Annotated in this window: 13 protein-coding genes; 6 read left to right on the top strand and 7 right to left on the bottom strand. The window is 47.9% G+C overall.

What is annotated here, in order from left to right:
* Positions 1-2: 2 nt before the first annotated feature.
* Entirely contained in the window at positions 3-911 is a 909-nt protein-coding gene (locus D3H65_RS30190) for an AraC family transcriptional regulator (RefSeq protein WP_119053876.1), read from the bottom strand.
* Positions 912-1,071: 160 nt separating this feature from the next.
* On the opposite strand from D3H65_RS30190, the gene D3H65_RS30195 reads away from it, so the two are divergent.
* From D3H65_RS30195 to D3H65_RS30215, 5 genes are all read left to right on the top strand, one after another.
* On the top strand, positions 1,072-4,083 hold the full coding sequence (locus D3H65_RS30195; RefSeq protein WP_119053877.1) for a SusC/RagA family TonB-linked outer membrane protein: 3,012 nt from the start codon (positions 1,072-1,074) through the stop codon (positions 4,081-4,083).
* Between the two features lie 19 nt (positions 4,084-4,102).
* Complete coding sequence (locus D3H65_RS30200; RefSeq protein WP_119053878.1) at positions 4,103-5,617, top strand: RagB/SusD family nutrient uptake outer membrane protein; 1,515 nt, start codon at positions 4,103-4,105, stop codon at positions 5,615-5,617.
* A 274-nt stretch (positions 5,618-5,891) separates the two neighbouring features.
* Entirely contained in the window at positions 5,892-8,099 is a 2,208-nt protein-coding gene (locus D3H65_RS30205; protein WP_245999626.1) for an alpha-amylase family protein, read from the top strand.
* A gap of 118 nt (positions 8,100-8,217) precedes the next feature.
* On the top strand, positions 8,218-11,562 hold the full coding sequence (locus D3H65_RS30210; protein WP_119053879.1) for a DUF5107 domain-containing protein: 3,345 nt from the start codon (positions 8,218-8,220) through the stop codon (positions 11,560-11,562).
* A gap of 11 nt (positions 11,563-11,573) precedes the next feature.
* On the top strand, positions 11,574-12,647 hold the full coding sequence (locus D3H65_RS30215) for an aldose epimerase family protein (RefSeq protein WP_119053880.1): 1,074 nt from the start codon (positions 11,574-11,576) through the stop codon (positions 12,645-12,647).
* A 20-nt stretch (positions 12,648-12,667) separates the two neighbouring features.
* On the opposite strand, the gene D3H65_RS30220 is transcribed toward D3H65_RS30215, so the two are convergent.
* The 5 genes from D3H65_RS30220 to D3H65_RS30240 form a co-directional block, all read right to left on the bottom strand.
* Positions 12,668-12,970: a polyhydroxyalkanoic acid system family protein gene (locus tag D3H65_RS30220; RefSeq protein WP_119053881.1), complete on the bottom strand. Its 303-nt coding sequence runs from the start codon at positions 12,968-12,970 to the stop codon at positions 12,668-12,670.
* Between the two features lie 42 nt (positions 12,971-13,012).
* Positions 13,013-14,074: an NAD(P)H-dependent flavin oxidoreductase gene (locus tag D3H65_RS30225; protein WP_119053882.1), complete on the bottom strand. Its 1,062-nt coding sequence runs from the start codon at positions 14,072-14,074 to the stop codon at positions 13,013-13,015.
* Positions 14,075-14,303: 229 nt separating this feature from the next.
* Positions 14,304-15,050 carry an SDR family NAD(P)-dependent oxidoreductase gene (locus D3H65_RS30230; protein WP_119053883.1) on the bottom strand — a complete coding sequence of 249 codons (747 nt, stop codon included), beginning with the start codon at positions 15,048-15,050 and terminating at the stop codon, positions 14,304-14,306.
* A gap of 11 nt (positions 15,051-15,061) precedes the next feature.
* Positions 15,062-15,598, bottom strand: coding sequence for a YceI family protein (locus tag D3H65_RS30235; protein ID WP_119053884.1), 537 nt, complete (start codon positions 15,596-15,598; stop codon positions 15,062-15,064).
* A gap of 94 nt (positions 15,599-15,692) precedes the next feature.
* The gene (locus D3H65_RS30240; RefSeq protein WP_119053885.1) at positions 15,693-16,271 is read right to left on the bottom strand and encodes a Crp/Fnr family transcriptional regulator; all 579 of its coding nucleotides are present in this window, start codon (positions 16,269-16,271) and stop codon (positions 15,693-15,695) included.
* Between the two features lie 142 nt (positions 16,272-16,413).
* Here D3H65_RS30240 and D3H65_RS30245 point away from each other — a divergent pair, with 142 nt between their 5' ends.
* The gene (locus tag D3H65_RS30245) at positions 16,414-16,806 is read left to right on the top strand and encodes a VOC family protein (protein ID WP_119053886.1); all 393 of its coding nucleotides are present in this window, start codon (positions 16,414-16,416) and stop codon (positions 16,804-16,806) included.
* A gap of 3 nt (positions 16,807-16,809) precedes the next feature.
* Here D3H65_RS30245 and D3H65_RS30250 read toward each other — a convergent pair whose 3' ends face one another.
* Positions 16,810-17,808: an XRE family transcriptional regulator gene (locus D3H65_RS30250; protein ID WP_119053887.1), complete on the bottom strand. Its 999-nt coding sequence runs from the start codon at positions 17,806-17,808 to the stop codon at positions 16,810-16,812.
* Between the last annotated feature and the right edge of the window lie 365 nt (positions 17,809-18,173).

Consider the following 18,173-nt stretch of genomic DNA (forward strand, 5'->3'; position numbering starts at 1 on the left):
GGTTACCCGGTTGTTGCCACCTTATTACGCTTCCGGTATACAGAAGGTGACATGCCCATGAAGCGCGAGAATATCCGGGAAAAATAATATTGATCGGAGAATTGTAGTTCATCCGCGATCTCTTTAATGGGCCTGGCGCTAAAGGCCAATGCCTGGCAGGAATACTGGATCTTTAAATGATTAAAATATTCTACTGGTGAAAAGCCCGTCCTTTCCCTGAACATAGAAGAAAAATGCGATACAGATAAATGCGAGAAGGCCGCGAGGTCATTCAGGGAAACATGCTTGTTAATGTTTTTCTGCATCATTTCTATAGTGAGCGTAATGGCATCCTTCGCCTGACTATTAATCGCCTGGTTATACTTTTCCTCGTAGAGCAGCGACGAAAGGAAATGATAGAAGATCATATTTACATACCGCAGGTTATCGGCACTATATCCTTTCTCCAGGTTGAAATAGATCTCTTCAAACAACTTGATGCGGTTTTCGTTGTAAGAAAGATAAGGCAGGTAATTCTGTGAGTTATTGGTAATAAGGTCCACCACAAAAGTGGCGATATCCCCTTTAAAATGCACCCAGTAAATAGTCCATGGATCATTTTCCAGCGCGCCGTACTTATGAGCAGTACGGGCAGGTATTACAATAAAATGTGAGGGGGAGATATCCATCTTCTTTTTATTGATCGTCACCCATCCACGTCCTTCCACACAATAAATAATAATATGCTGGTTGATGCCATGGGGCCGCTCCACGTAGTGCTGGTGCGCCTTGGGGTAATAGCCAATGTCAGTAATATAGATCTGCCGGGTGATAGCGTCCTTCATTAGAAAGCCTGAATCTATCTTTTGAGGCAGTACGATCAGCTTCTGACCTTCAAATCCTTGTCTTTTGCGGGATGGTTTCTGCGGCATATACCTGGTTTAAGAAATAGTCAATGACCGTATAAAAGTCCATCTTTTTCGGAAGAATACCTATTCTCCTGTCAAAACAGGATCACGAATTTTGATCTTGCGCTAAGTTGCTGCCATCCCTCAATGGGTGCACTTATTAAAAAAGCCAAAAACGATTGCAATGAAGAAGACGACTCTCCTCTTATTTTTATCCCTAGTAACTTTCCTGGGCATCCAGGCACAAACAAGGGTGCTCAGGGGTAAGGTAGCTGATATAGAAACAAGGGCGCCCCTGCCCGGCGTTTCTGTAACCACTATTGGGAATGCTACTCCCCAGGCAACCGCTGCCGATGGTACTTTTTCCATGTCTGTACAGGGTAAAGTAATCCTGGTCATCAGCAGTGTAGGCTACAAAACACAAAGCCTGAACATATCCGCGTCCGACTCTGCCATTGAAGTGTTGCTGCAAAAATCTACAGAGGCCCTGGGCGAAGTAGTAGTGATCGGTTATGGAAAACAACAAAAGAAAGATGTTACCAGCGCTATCTCCAGCATTTCGGGCAAAGAACTCAAAGAGTTGCCCGTAACCAATGTCAACCAGGCTTTACAGGGACGCATACCAGGCATGCAGGTGGTGACTGCTGGCCATCAGCCGGGTGCGGGCACCAATGTGCGCATCAGGGGTATCAACACCATCACCCAGGGTACCGGCCCCATCTATGTGGTAGATGGCGTAGTGGTTACCTACGATCTGCGCGAAATAAACCCCAACGATATAGAATCCATTGATGTACTGAAAGACGCTTCAGCAGCGGCCATTTATGGTTCCCGTGCATCAGAAGGTGTGGTGATCATTACCACCAAAAGGGCCAGCAGCGGCCGTACGACCGTCAATTATGATGCATATTATGGGGTGCAGAAAATGATCAGGACCTATGACTTCGTAGATAATATTGATGATTATGTAAAACTTCGTCGCCAGGGCCTTAGTGATGAAGATCCCGTGGCCTGGCCCAATGGTCCTGGTATTGATACCCTGCTGTTCAACGGCGATGAGCGGCGCAATATGGCCCAGGGCAGGTGGACCGATTGGGTGGGCGCTGTTACACAAACCGCTCCCCAGCAAAGCCATACCCTCAGTGTGTCGAACGGTTTCGGTAAGAATAAATTCTACCTCAGCGGCAACTACCTCAACCAGGATGGTATTATTAAGGGCTCCAATTTTGAACGTTATTCTTTGAAGGCGAATATGGAATCGGAAGTAAGCGCTAAGCTGAAAGTGGGTGTAAATACCAACTTCTCCCATATTGTGAATGATGTGGTGAGTAACGAGGCGTTTTATAATGCGGTGACCATCAGTCCGCTCATGTCCATCTACGATTCATTGGGCAATCCTTCCGCCAATATAGACCCTTCAAGCGGTAACCTTTTATTCAACAACCCGGTAACGCTTACCAGAACGCCGGTGCATAATGTAGACGATCGTTTCCTGGGAAATATCTTTGGTGAATATAAAATAATTCCGGGCCTTACTTTCCGTTCCAGCTTTGGCCTGGATGTATATAAGAACCAGCGCTTCGAATATTATCCCCGTACCACCAGCGCAGGCTTCGCGAAAAAAGGAGTAGCCAAAATACAGAACTTCGGATGGAGAGATTATTTGTGGGAGAACACCCTGGCCTATAGCTATGCCCCTTCTGAAGATCATGTATTTGATTTCCTGGCCGGCGCTACCTACCAGCAAAGAAGGCAGGAGTGGAATTATGAAGAAGGATCCGGATTCCCCACAGATGCGCTTACCTATAAGAACATGGGGCTGGCCAGCAACCGCGATGTGATTGCCAGCGATTACTTCAACTGGTCCGTAGCTTCTTTGCTGGGCCGTGTAATTTATAAATTCAAAGGCCGGTACATTATCAATGGTACCATTCGCCGGGATGGATCGTCCAGGTTTGGCGCCGATAATAAATATGGTTACTTTCCTTCTATCAGTGGCGCCTGGCGCCTGATCGATGAACCTTTCATTGGCCTGAAAACAAGATCAGTGATAAGCGATGCCAAAATACGGATAGGCTATGGTATAGTGGGCAACCAGGAAATTCCCATTGCAGCCATCTATACACAGATGCAGCCCGGTGTTTATCCGTACAATGGCAGCAACCAGACATCAGGCTTTCAGCTGGGTACCAGCACCGAAGGCAACCCTGCTTTAAAATGGGAAAGCCAGCGCCAGTTCAATATAGGGTTTGATTACGCCATGTTCAATAACCGGATACGGCTCACTGTTGATTACTACAATAAGAATATTCATGATCTCCTGATGAACAATCCATTGGCGCCATCACAGGGATTTGACAGCAAGTGGATCAATATTTCTCAAATGAATACGCGCGGTATTGACCTGGGGTTGAATGTAAATATCATTAAGACAAACCATGTCGATTGGCAGATGAATATCAACTGGTCCAAGTTTACCTCAAAGATCACCAGCCTGCTGCCAGGCGTAGATTCCTTAAGCCCTTACCTCAAAGTAGGCGAAGCGCCCAACAGCCTTATTGTAGATTACGTGTATGACGGACTTTACCAGAAAGGAGATGATTTCTCCCTGAATCCCGATGCAAGGCCGGGTGATGTGCGCGTAAAAGACCTGGATAAGAACGGCACCATCAACCAATATGACCGTACCATTATCGGCCGCACCGTTCCCAAAGGGTGGGGTGGCATCTGGAATTATGTACGGTACAAGCAGTTTTCCATGACGGTATTTGCCAGCTATACCTATGGACATATGATCAGCAATAAAGCCTACCAGGACTATTTGTATTACTCCAGCAAAACAGCCACGCGCACGATAAAGGACGGCTTGAATTACTGGACGCCCGAGAACACCAATACCGATGTTCCCCGGCCCAACCAGTTTGGCCGTTCACTGCGGGCTTTGCAGTCGGGCACTTCCAGCTTTATGGTACAAAAAGGCGATTTCATTCGTATCAGGAATATCACACTGGCCTACGATGTCCCCTCCGCCTTATTATCCAAAGCGAAGATCAATTCATTGCGGGTATATGTACAGGCAGTGGAGCCGTTCCTGTTTACAAAATATAAAGGAATTGATCCGGAGATCGGAACGGGACAATACGATGTGTATCCACGCTACCGTACCTTCTTATTCGGCTTACAATTAAGTTTATAAACTATTAAATAGTAGAATCATGCCTGCCATAATGAACTATAGCAAACAACGGTTGATATTGCCCGCACTGTTATTCGTACTGCTGGCTGCCGCTTGTAGCAAGAAACTGGATATTACACCGGAAACCTTCGTGTCGCCCGAAGAATTGTACAAAGACGAACAGGGTGCAGTGGCCGGTGTTACCGGTATTTACCGGAAGATGATGGACCTCAACAGTGGCGATTATTACTTCGTGGGTATTGTAGGTACCGACGAAGGAAAAACAAGTTCTTTTGTACCTACCTGGGGTGGCTATTGGCAACATTATGATGGCATCAACAGTTACAATAGCCTGATGAGTGCGCAGAACCAGCTGGTGCAGGGCGCCTGGAACTCCTTGTACAAAGGCATTATTAATGCCAATACCGCCATAAAATACATCCCTGCCTCCAGTGCTTCGCAAAAAGTGAAGGACAGGCTTACAGCCGAAGCCAAATTTTTACGCGCGGTATTCTATTTTAAGCTGGTGCAGTTCTTTGGTGGCATACCCCTGCCTACTGAAGTAGAAGATCCCAAAGCGGATGCCAATGGCGGTAAACCCCGGAGCAGCGAAGCAGAAGTATATGCGTTGATTATTGATGACCTGAATTTCGCCGCCACACACCTCGATAGCAAAGGCATTGCAGAAGTTGGCCGGGTAAATAAAGAAGCAGCGCAGACCCTATTGGGCAAGGTATACCTCACCAAAAAAGATTACCCCAATGCCAAAACCACCCTGCAGCCATTGATGACGACTACCGCTGCAGCCCTCATGAGTAATTATGCCGACCTGTTTAAGGAAACCAATGAAAACAACATTGAATCCCTGTTTGAAATACAGTACACCAACGAGAATGGCAATACCAATGCACAGGCAAACACCCTGGGCGGCTGGCATATCTCTAATACAGATTCCGGCGGTGGGGGCCATGTGGTAATTCCCACGGATTATTACAGCAACAGCTTTGAAACTGGTGATGCGAGGAAAGATGCTTCTATCCGGTACAAATTTTATGATGCCAATGGTAATGTGGTAGATTACTGGTGGTGGGCCGATGTGACCAAACCCCATGTTAAGAAGTATGATATCACCGATGGCAAATCATTGAATGGTGGCCTGTCATCCCGCAACCTGTATTATTTACGGTATGCCGATGCCATACTGATGTATGCCGAAGTATTGAATGAGCAGAATGGAACGGCGGAGGCGCTTACTTACCTGAATAAGATCCGTACCCGTGCAAAACTGCCCAACTGGGAAACGGTATTGGGACATGAACCCACGCAACAGGAAATGCGGGATGAATTATTGAAAGAGCGTATGCGGGAGCTGGGCTTCGAAGGCTGGCGCTGGTGCGACCTTAAAAGAACGGGAAAGCTGATTGACCAGGTTAAGGCTTACAACCCCGATGCAAAGAACTATGTGTCCAACAAGAACTTATTGTTCCCCATATCATCCAGGGAGTTTGAGCTTAACCGCTCTTTGAAACCCAGCGACCAGAACCCGGGATTTTAATAGAGGGTAAGGGGGTAGACTATCATTCTTGATTGTCATTTCAAACGGAGTTCTATCATTCTGGGTTGTCATTTCGAACGGAGTTCTATCATTCTTGGTTGTCATTCGGAAGGAGCTCTATCGTTCTTAGTTGTCATTTTGAACAGAGCTCTATCATTCTTGGTTGTCATTCGGAAGGAGCTCTATCATTCTTGATTGTCATTTCGAACGGAGCGAAGCGGAGAGAGAAATCTGCTATCGAAGCAAACGAAAGTTATAGTTAAAAGAAAACGCATTGAACAGGATACTTATCTTTTTATTGTATACAATCACACTCCCGGCCCTCGCCCCCGCGCAACAAACACAGCTCGCGGGCGATAGCCTGGTGGTGAGCAACAGTCATGTACGTATAGTGGCCAACCTCCAGTCAGGCAAAGTACATTACCGGTTTGCGTCCGCCGCTCAATTTGAAAATACCACGGCGTATGTGCAGGACCTGAGGACCGGTGGCTATACTTCAACAGGGTTTACACGACACAGTTTTACAACAGATCACCTCAACAACCCCCTGGGCAAAGGGATTTGCATCAACCTGGTGCATGAAGACGCAGAGAAGCCCGTAAGGTTGATACAATACATTACTATTTATGAGGTACAACCGTTCATACTACTAAGCGTAGAGGCGTCGGCAAAGAATAAAGACGCCCTGGTGGAAACAAGGGATATCTCTCCGCTTACCGTTTTGCCCGCGCAGCAGGGAAAGATCATCCTGCCGGGCGCCAGCCCCCTTTTTACAGATTACCCTTTTGACAACGACAATTGGGTGGATGTAGTATCGCGTCCATGGCCATCGGCTGGCAAAGGTATATCCGGCATCAGCTATGAGCTGGCATCCGCCTATGATGAACATGCTAAAAATGGATTTGCTGTTGGGAGCCTGGTACATGATTTCTGGAAAACGGGTATCCGCTATGCTACCGGATCAACGGCTGGACAGGTAGATTCTTTCATTGTGTACGGTGGCGCTGCTACGAAAGATGACCCTTCATTACCCGATTCCTATGGCGGCAAAGATGGTTCGCACGATTATGTGGCGCATGGAACACAGCTGGGCAATGCCGTATATTCTCCCCTGATCTATTTATCTGCGTCGTCAGATATACGGAACGACCTGGTGGGATTTGGCAATACGGTAAAGAAGGTTTCCGGCAGCCTTACCTGGAATAAGCCTGCTCCTTTTTACTGGAACAGTTTTGGCGTGGAAGGCGTACTGGGATACGGGAAAGTGATGATGCCGCTGGATGTGGCAAAGATCTCCGATTTCCTCCATTCGCTGAACAACTTCAATAAAACCACGCAGCCTGTTTTAAGTATTGATTCGTACGATGGAAGTATTTACACTACCGAAGTGCTGCAGTCGATAAGCCGGTATGGAAAAAAGAAGGGGCAGCAAATGGGATTTTATTTCATCCCCTTTGCTTTGTGGACATGGAAGAATAATATCAGCGGGTCAAAACTTACCAATACAGACCATCCGCTCAGCGAAGTATTACTGTTGGACGATAAGCACAATTACATACCCTATAAAGATGGAGAGTGGGGCGCCTTTCCCATCGATCCTACACATCCTTATACCCGGGAGTATATTATCGCGCAATTGAAAAAGGCGAAAGCAATAGATGCCAAATTCATCAAAATAGACTTTTTATCGGCGGGTGCACTGGAATCTACAAGACGGTATAACCCTGCCATACGATCGGGCATACAGGCTTACGATTATGGCATGAAGATGCTGAAACAGTTGGTGGATTCCATCATGGGGCCTGATATTTTTATTACACAGGCCATATCCCCCCTGTTCCCCCATCAGTATGCACATACCAGGTTCTTATCTACCGATGTGTATTCCCACCTGCGCAATGATCAACCAGGATTTCCTCATTATGGCAGCACAGCTGCTTCCATGGTCAGCGCCACGCATTTTTGGTGGACACAGGGTAGTCTCTGGCCCTATACCAATATGGATGTAGTAGTCATGAAAAACTTTCAGAAGAACAAAGACCTGAGCGAGCAGGAGGTGAAAGTGCGCCTTTTTTCCATGATGGCATTGGGAAGCATAGTAGGCGATGGCTCCGATCTCAGGAATGCAGCAGCGGCAGAAAGAGCTAAAAAGTATTTAAACAATGCGGCAGTATGTGATTTCTTCAGCAAGCCAAAAGCTTTTACACCATTGCGTTTCCCCGTAGGTAATGGCCAGTCGCAGCAGCTGAGTTATTACCTGCCTGGTGATACCATCCTGGTAGCAGCATTCAACTTTGATACGGAAAAAAGCCTGGCGGCCTCCTTTCCGCAAGCTGAACTTAAATGGCAAAACAGGGAATATACTTTACAGGACTTTTTAACAGGTAAGGAAATAGGCAGGATCAATAAAGGACAATCATCATTCACCCTTGATATAGGTGTAAAAGATGCAGTAATGATAAAACTGGTGCCGCGAGACTAAAAGCGAGTCGCCCTCAAAGGGTGAGTCGCCCTCAAAGGGCGGCTCACCCTGATCTAAAGGAGCTTGTCAAAACCGTCTTAAGGTTAACATACTAAACAACAAATTGGAGGAATATGCTATGAGTGTAAAAGCCTGGGTTGAAAAAGTAACCATTCCTACCTACAGAATTGGCGAACCCGAAAAGAATCCGATGTTCCTGGAAAAACGGGTGTACCAGGGCAGCAGTGGTGTGGTGTATCCACACCCGGTGATCGAAAAGATTGCCGATGAAAAACATGACCAGGAATATACCGCCGTATACCTGGAAAATGAATACCTGCTCATTATGGTATTGCCTGAGATCGGGGGACGCATACAACGGGCCTACGACAAAGTGCGCAAGCGTGATTTTGTATATTACAACCAGGTGATCAAACCCGCATTGGTAGGGCTTGCGGGACCATGGATATCAGGAGGCATTGAATTTAACTGGCCGCAGCATCACCGGCCCAGCACCTTCAGCCCGGTAGACTATACGATCGAAGAACAGGCAGATGGCAGCAAAACAGTATGGGTGAATGAGACAGAGCTCATGTTCCGCACCAAGGGCATGGCCGGCTTTACCATGCACCCCGGCAAAGCATACCTCGAAATAAAAGGAAGACTGTTTAACCGTTCCCCTTTTACACAAACATTTTTGTGGTGGGCCAATCCGGCCGTGAAAGTGAATGAACATTATCAATCTGTTTTCCCACCCGATGTATATGCCGTATTTGACCATGGCAAAAGAGATGTATCCGACTTTCCGATTGCTACAGGCACCTATTATAAGGTAAACTATGCGCCGGGTACAGACATTTCGAGGTACAACACCATCCCCGTTCCCACTTCCTATATGGCCATTCGTTCCGGGTATGATTTTATGGGTTGCTATGAGCACGATACCCAGGCTGGTATGCTGCATGTGGCTGATCACCATGTGTCGCCGGGCAAAAAGCAATGGACCTGGGGCAATGGCGATTTTGGATTTGCCTGGGACAGGAGCCTGACCGACGAGGATGGTCCGTATATTGAATTGATGACGGGCGTGTTTACCGATAACCAACCCGACTTTAGCTGGCTGCAGCCCAATGAAGTAAAAAGCTTCGAGCAATACTTTATGCCTTATGCCCTGATAGGAGCCGTTAAGAATGCCACCAAAGAAGCCATGCTCAATCTCGAAGCAGATGGTAGCTCCTTACAGATAAAAGTGTATGCCACCTCCTTGTATAAGAATGCAAAGGTCACGTTGTGGCAGGACGACAAAGAAGTGAGATCGTACGTAGCTGATATTTCACCGGAACAGGTATTTGTAGAGCGATACACAACCGGTTCGGCGGTAAATATTACAGCCTGGAAACTTGCTGTGGCAGACAGCAATGGCCATGAATTGGTAAGCTGGCAGCCTGCCATGCCCACAGAAAAGGAAATACCTGCTGCCGCCAGGGCCGCCAAACTGCCTTCGGAAATTGAACAGGTAGAAGAGCTGTTCCTGAATGGCCTGCACCTGGAGCAATACCGTCATGCTACCTATAACCCCGTACACTATTATGAAGAGGCCCTGAGAAGAAGCCCCGGTGATGTGCGTTGCAACAATGCCATGGGCTTGCTGCTGCTGCGTCGTGGGCAGTTCGCTAAGGCGGAGCCTTATTTCAGAAAGGCGATCTCTACCTTAACGACCAGGAATCCCAATCCTTATGATGGAGAGCCCTATTACAACCTGGGTTGGTCATTGTTGATGCAGGACCGCTTGAACGATGCGTATGAAGCTTTTTACAAAGCTACCTGGAATGATGCCTGGCAGCACAGTGGCTTTTTAATGCTGGCGAGGATCGCCTCCAAACAACAGCGTTTTGAATGGGCATTGGCCCACATCAATAAAGCCTTGATCAGGAATTACCACAGCCATACCGCCAGGCACGTGAAAGCAGCATTGCTGCGGAAGCTCAACAGGCCCGAAGAGGCTTTACAGCTGATCACGGAGTCGATCGCCATTGACCCGTTTAATACCGGTTGTTATTTTGAACGCTCCCTGATCTACAAACAGCTGGGCAACCTGTCGGAGGCCACCAGGGCCTTGCACCAGGTGCAACGACTGATGCGTAATGACAGGAACAACTACTTTGAATTATCGCTGGACTATGCCCATGCAGGCTTCTATGCCGAGGCTACCGACCTGCTGTCCTTGTTCATCAATGACAAGGGAGCTGTTTCGCCCCTCGTATATTACTACAAAGGTTGGTATGCAATGCAGGATAAGCTGACAGCTATAGCTGCCGGACATTTTGCCACCGCAAGCCGGCTACAACCGGATGGCTGTTTCCCCAATAAGATAGAGGAAGTACTGATCTTACAGGCTGCCCTGGCAATCAACCCGGCAGATGCTGTAGCCGCCTATGCACTGGGCAATTTATGGTACGACAAGCGGCAGTATGCGGAAGCCGTTCAATGTTGGGAACAATCTGCCAGGGCTAATGAGGCATTCCCTACCGTATACCGCAACCTGTCGCTGGCCTACTTCAACAAGCTGCAGGATAAACCCAAGGCCCTGGCCCTGTTGGAAAAAGCCTTTGCCCTCGATACCAATGATGCCCGCGTACTGATGGAGCTGGACCAGTTATACAAGATAATGCGTAAGTCGTTTGAAGAGCGGCTGGCATTGCTCAATCAGTATCCCCTCCTGGTGGCCCAGCGTGATGACCTGTACCTGGAGAAAATAACCTTGCACAACAACAGGGGAGAATTTGAACAGGCAAAAGCTTTACTGGCTTCGCGGCGGTTCCATCCCTGGGAAGGCGGAGAAGGAAAAGTGGTAGGGCAGTTCTTATTGTGCTACCTCGAATTGGCGAAGCTCGCCTTATTACACAGCAATTACGGGGAGGTCATCAGGTTATTAAAAGTGTTGGAGCAATATCCCGAAAACCTGGGCGAAGGCAAGTTGTATGGCGCTCAGGAGAATGATATGCATTACCTGTTGGGTTGTGCCTATGAAGGATTGCAGGAGGAAGCAACGGCGGCGGAGTATTTCAGGATGGCTACCGTGGGCATCAGCGAACCGGTACAGGCCATTTATTACAATGATCCGCAGCCCGATAAGATAGTATACCAGGCATTGGCATGGCGCAAATTGGGAGAGGACGCGAAGGCCGATACGATCTTTAAAAAGTTTATTGATTTTGGCGAACAACATCGTGATGATCATATCCGCATAGATTACTTTGCTGTTTCCCTGCCGGATATGCTGGTATTTGATATCGACATTGATCAGCGCAATAAAGTACACTGTACGTACCTCATTGCCCTGGGCCACCTTGGTTTGGGTAACGAAACGAAAGCCGTGGCATTATTAAAGGAAGTGCTGGCCACAGAGCTCAACCACCAGGGGGCAATAACCCATTTGAAAATGATCCCGTTCTTTGCTCGTCATGCAGCAGTAACGGGTTAATACAGGAAACCATGCACCTGGCAAGATCACTATTGCTAAAGGCAACCATATCGTCGTATAGAGATGAGGCAAATGAAACGATCCAGCATATCCTGTTGACCAATGGGGATACGATCGTTGGGCTAACCAATATAGGATGCACCATCACCGCCATCTATACCTCCGGAAGGGATAATATAAAAAAGAATATAGTAGCAGGATTTGACAACCTGGAACTGTACAAGGTCAACAAACATTATTTCGGTTGCGTGGTAGGCCGCTATGCCAACCGTATTGCCAATGGAACTTTTATGTTGGGCAGCGAGCGCTACCAGGTTAGTGTCAATGACAGGCCCAACCACCTGCATGGAGGCTGGAAGGGGTTTAGCCATAAGATATGGAAACTGGAGGAGGTCATTGAGAACGGACAGGAATGCGGCGTTGTATTTTCTTACTACAGCGCCGATGGCGAAGAAGGTTATCCCGGTAATTTGTCAGTGTCTGTAAAATATGTGCTGGACAAAAATAACAGGTTGGGTATTTTTTATAAAGCTGTTACCGATAAAAGCACCCCCATCAATCTTACCAACCACAGTTATTTTAACCTCACCGGCTTTGAAGTTCCTACCGTGCTGGAGCACTACCTGCAGGTAAACGCGGAACAGTATACAAAAAAATCAGCCAATAATACTTCTGATGGCAATATTGCAACAGTAGCGGACACCGCGCTGGATTTTAGAACGTCCAGGCAAATTGGCCATGGCATTGCTAACTTCCCCAAGGATATGGGGTACGACCATAACCTGATCTTAAACCAACCGGAAACGAAAGGTCTTATCAAAGCGGCGGTACTGCATGAAGTAGCCTCAGGACGCGTGTTGACAGTATATACCGATAGGCCGGCTATCCAGGTATATACCGCCAATTATTGGGATGGATCGATGAAAGGCGGGCAGGGGCAATTCTACCAGCAGCATGGTGGGGTAGCCCTGGAAACACATGCTTATCCCGATAGTGTAAACCATGCACATTTCCCCAATACCATCCTGCACCCGGGAGAAGAATACAATGCTGCTACCGTGTTTGAGTTTGGGGTGGCAGGCTAAGTAGAAAGTAAAATAGCTGTTTAGCTCAACAGCGCTTTCGCTTTTTCAGTGATCACCGAGCCGATCATTCCTTTAAAGAATGACAAAGCAAAGGGGAGGTCCGCATTGATCTCCACATTGGAGGCGTTTACCTGGATAGTACCTGCCAGGTCGAAGCCTTTGGCGGTAAAACTGAAATTACCCGTATTGCCATCCCACTGTTCCTGCGCATCAGAAATGATCTGCTTTTGTTCTTCCTTTAAGTTGCCCAACAGATTTTTGATGCGCAGCAATGCTTCTTCCTGGGTAAGTTGATGAGGTATATCGAGATGGAGTGTTGACATAGTGTATTACTTTGCTAAGTTTCCTGCAAATATAGCGCCTTGTTACCTTCCGGCCTCCGCTATCAGTGATGCCATCAGTTCAGCTGCTTTCGTATGTTTCAGATGTACAGCATTTTGCCCCGACCAGAAGCTGATCATATCCGTTTTACCCTGTTCCATAGCAGCTGCCCGTAAAGGACCTGTTAACTTGCTTTGCAGCGGGAAAGGCAGCACTTCCGTGGCGTAATCGATGTCTTCCGATAGCCGGTTGCGGATCATCCTACCCATCCGGCCTGTCAATGATTTGGTGAGCACCGTGTATTTCGTTTCCTCCGAAAAGAGCTTCGATCTGTGCAGTGGGGTGGCGCCCGATTCCTCCGTTGCTAAAAAAGCTGTGCCGATCTGCGCAGCGTCTGCACCTAATGTTAAGGCCGCGGCAATACCCTTGCCATCTGCAATACCACCAGCTGCAATGATGGGTGTATGTAGTTTGGCCTTCAATTGCTGCACGAGCGCAAAAGTGCCGGTCAAAGAATCGGGTGCAGGGCGCAGAAAGGAAGGCCGGTGTCCGCCTGCCTCAAACCCGGATGCAACGATGGCATCTACCTGCGCTGCTTCCAATGCCAATGCTTCATCAAGCGTAGTAGCGGCCCCAACGGTCACAATGCCCAGCCTCCGGCATTCCTCCAATATAGCGCGCGATGGTATACCAAATACAAAGCTGAATACAGCCGGGCGCACGGCCAGCACCGCTTCCACCTGCTGCAGGAATTTGGAAGGAATAGCGGTGTCCAGTGTTGGCAGGGGAATGCCCAGTTCATCATAATAAGGTTGGAACAATGCTTTTACTTTTTCCAGGCTTTCAGCAGCGTAATTACTTAACCGCTCATCCACATCATTCACCCACAAATTGATATTGTAAGGCTTATCAGTGGCTGCCTTGATGAGTTTGCTCGTTGCAATGATCTCTTCCGGGCTTAAGGTGTAAGCGCCAAAGCTGCCGAGGCCGCCCGCATTGGATACAGCAGCCGTGAGTGCCGGCGTTGAAAAATTACCACCCATGGGGCCCAATACGATGGGGTATTGAATGCCCAATAGTTCTGTGATCCTGGTTTGATGCCACATACGATTACTTATTTATTCATTGTCTAAAGGAGCTTGTCGAAGGGTGGGTCGCCCTTCAGGGGCGGCTCACCCTGATCTAAAGGAGCCTGTCGAAGGCGTCTCAAGGGTGGGTCGCTCTCTAAGGGCGGCTCACCCTGGTCTAAAGGAGCCTGTCGAAGGCGTCCCTGGGGTGGGTCGCCCTCTAAGGGCGGCTCACCCTGGTCTAAGTTGCCTGTCGAAGTCAATCCGGTTAATTAAAATGGTGACCGGATACATGACCGCCATCCAGGTTGATGATCTCACCCGTTACAAAATTGCTGCCTGCCAGGTATAGCGCCATAGCCGCTACATCTTTTGTTTCGCCAATGCGGTCCAGCACATGCAGGCCGGCCAGGCTATCCGCATCACTGATGCCATTTTTTGTTTGCAGCGGGCTCCTGATGATCCCCGGCGCAATACCATTTACACGGATATTATTCCTGCCAAATTCAGTGGCCAGCTGCCTGGTCAATGCGTGAATGCCTCCTTTGCTGGCAACAGGCGCCGTAGCCGGAAAACCGCCGATCGCATGATCTACCAGTACTGTACCGATATTAATGATCGCACCTTCCTCCTGTTGCAGCATTTGCCGGATGGCAGCCTGGCTGGTAAAGAAAGTGCCTTTCAAATTTACACTTAAGAACCGGTCGAGGTGCGCTTCATCTACTTCCAGGAAAGGCCGGGCTTCAAAGATGCCGGCATTATTGACCAGCACATCCACCGCGCCAAAGCGCTCAACAGCCGTATCAACCAACAACTGGCCGGTACTTGCCTGGCTGATGTCGCCCGCTACCATCGCCAGCCTGTCCGGGTTGCCTAATTCTTTGTACGTTGCTTCGAGGTTAGCGGCATTGGCAGCATTAATGACTACGTTATAGCCCTTTTGTAAAAATAATTGGGCGATCGCCTTTCCTATACCGGTCGATGCACCGGTTACAATGATTGTTTTTGCTTTCATGATTGCCAGTTTTATAAGGCTGCTACAGCAGTAAGTTGTATATCCAGTTCAAACTCATTGTAGATGAGTGTATCACCAAGATTGGTGAAGAAATTGCCCGAGCGGAACTTCATGTCGTACAGCGTACGGTCAATGCGTGTTTTGCCCGTGGCAGTTAATGTATTACCATGAATTGCTACTGTAGCAGCAAAGCTTACCGGGTGGGTAATACCCTTGATCGTCAGATCGCCCGTGATAACGGGTTTACCTACTTCTTTGGCATCAACCTGCGTAATGGTAAAACTGGCTTCCGGGAATTTGTCCGTGCTAAAAAAGTCGGCAGAGAACAGGTGACCGGCAAATTGTGCATTGGTGGCGGGATCGGTAATGTCCAGGATCTTGATGGAAGTGGTATCGATCGTAAACTGTCCGCCGGAGAGTTGGCCATTGTTCAGTTCCAATATGCCTTCTTTAATACCAATTGTTCCATTGTGCGCGCCGGTTACTTTTTTACCCGTCCAGCTAAGCTGGCTTTGGGCGCTGGCTACGTGAAATTGTTGTGTGCTCATATTTGTGTTGTCAATCTTTAGTGATTTTTGACTACACAAAGGACGTAAGGAACCGGGAGCTGATTACGTGACCTACATCACATTCGCAGAAAGGCTACTTGTGCGCATTGTACAACCTGCTTAAAGTTTCCCTCGACACGCCCAGGTAGGCCGCGATCAGGTGTTTGGGCACCAGGTTATAAAGCTGGGGATACAGCGCCATGAGCTCTTCATAGCGGGCCCTGGCATCATTATTCATGAAGGAAAGCAGTCTTTTTTGAGAAGCCAGGTAACCCCTGTTCGTACGCCAGCGGAAAAAATACTCTGCCTGGTGCAGCTCCCGGCATATCTTTTCCCGGTCATCATTGGACAAGCAAAGTACCTGCGCATCTGTAATGCAGTCGATGCTGATGCTGGCCCGCGTATGATTGTACAAAGCGCCATAATCCGACGTCCACCACGTAGGCATGGCAAATTGCAGGATGTACATCTTGATCTGGTCGCTGATAAAGAAAGCTTTTAAGCAGCCGGATACCACAAAATACTCATGATCCACCTTGTCGCCCTCGCCGATCACCACCTGTCCTTTTTGAAAGGAGCGCGGTTTGAAGTGCGAAAAGAGAAAATCGAATTGCTCATCCGTTAAAGAAGCCGTCTTCGCAATATGCTGTCTTAGTATTTCTTTCCCTTCCAATATGGTAAATTGTAGAGATTAAAGTTCGTACAAAACAGACAAAAGAAGGAATGTCGTTTTTTTCCAAAGACAGGATAAACGGCCAGCCCTAACTTTGCGGGAGCCGGAAACCATCGGTGTCACCTATAAACAATAAAGCAGTATGATAAAATTTGCCTACACCATCCTGTATGTACAGGATGTACAAAGATCGCTGGAGTTTTACGAAACCGTATTTGGCTTTACCAGGAAATTCATTACGCCGGATAATTCTTATGGTGAATTGATAACAGGCGATACCACTTTGTCCTTTGCTGCCCACGACCTGGCAAAGTCCAACCTGAAAGATGGGTTCATGAAAAGCAGCAACGATAACAAACCCTTTGCCATGGAAATAGCTTTTTCAACAGACAATGTGGAAGCGTTGTATGAGCAGGCCATCAAAGCCGGGGCTATCGCCGAAAAACCGGCGGAATATAAACCACATGGACAAACAGTAGCTTATGTGCGCGACCTTGATGGATTCCTGGTAGAGATCTGCACGCCGATGGAATAGCCCCTAGATCTCGATCTTGTATTTTTTGCCGGGTGCCATTTCCCAGTCCATTTTTCTTTTCACAAGCCACAGCTCTTTAATGTCCTTCATGGGCAGCAGGAATTGCTTGTAGAATTCATTGTCGCTGATCGCTACATAATTCTCCTGATCCTTGAAGGCGAGGCGTTTTAAGATAATATCCGATTCCAGTACGATGATATAGGCATAGAATTCCGCTATCTGTTGCCAGGCTTCCTGTTGTATGCGTTCGCAGATCAGGTGATAACCCTCTTTAAAAGTAGGTTCCATACTATCCCCCTTTACTTCAAATACCCGGTATTTTTCACCCCGGTAGGGAAAGCCCGGCAGCACAAACTTTTGCAGCTGGTGCAGGTAGAGTCCGCTTGAATAAGACCGGGCATAACCGGCCTGTGCAGCGATCGGCACATAAATGATCCCGTCATTATCTGCATCCTCTTCCATCTTCCTTTTCCGCCGCATGGCCATATGGCTCATCGGGGGTCCTTCCGGCGGTCCATCCTGTCGCACAGGTGCGTTTCCGGTTTGTTCATAAATAAGTTCATATATAGGAACATCCAGGATTACCTCCACCTGCCTGACCACTTCTTTTTTGAACTTGGGAAATTCTCCTGCTTCCATCTTCTGGTACTGGCGGAGCGAATAGGTTTGCCCCAGCGCAGCTGCCAGTTTATCCGCCACAGCAGCCTGTGTAAGCCCTTTGGACTCCCTGGCTTCTATGATCCTGTCCACCGCCTTGGCAATGGCATCCGTATTAAGACGCGGTACCAATTGGGCATCCCGCAGGTTTTCCAGGTTCATGATCCCCTCTAAGGGAAGCCCAAAATAGCTTTCAATGCGCGCCAGGTCTTCTTCCCGGGGATTAAGATCTTTCTGCTCCCATTTCCTCAGCCGCTCGGCGTCGATACCAATGAGGTCGGCCAGCTTTTGTGCCGAAAGGTGAATACTGTCCCGCAATCTTTTTATTTCCTTGCCAAAAGCCATGGTGTTCAATTAGCTGAAAAAATGTTGAAAACAAAGTTCCCAAAAGTGTTCAATAGTTCCAAAAAGTTCCTATTATTGTGTAGGAATTATTCCAAACAAATATACATAACCCCGACCAAAACCCTATGCTGTTTATCATGTACTTATTTGCCGGCATCATCGTCGGCCTGTTGGTCAGTAACCTGATCGACCAGTATTATAAAAAAAAAATTGAGAAGGACCATTAACCATTAAACCCACTCCTAAACCCAATAACCTGTGGAGGAAAGTAGAATAGTTGTCTTAGTAGTTTGTTAGTGTTTGGAACGCAAACCTTGTAGAGGGGATTGCACCTTATCCTATGTAAATGACCCTATCCAGGGTTT

The organism is Paraflavitalea soli, assembly GCF_003555545.1.
Lineage (GTDB): Bacteria > Bacteroidota > Bacteroidia > Chitinophagales > Chitinophagaceae > Paraflavitalea > Paraflavitalea soli.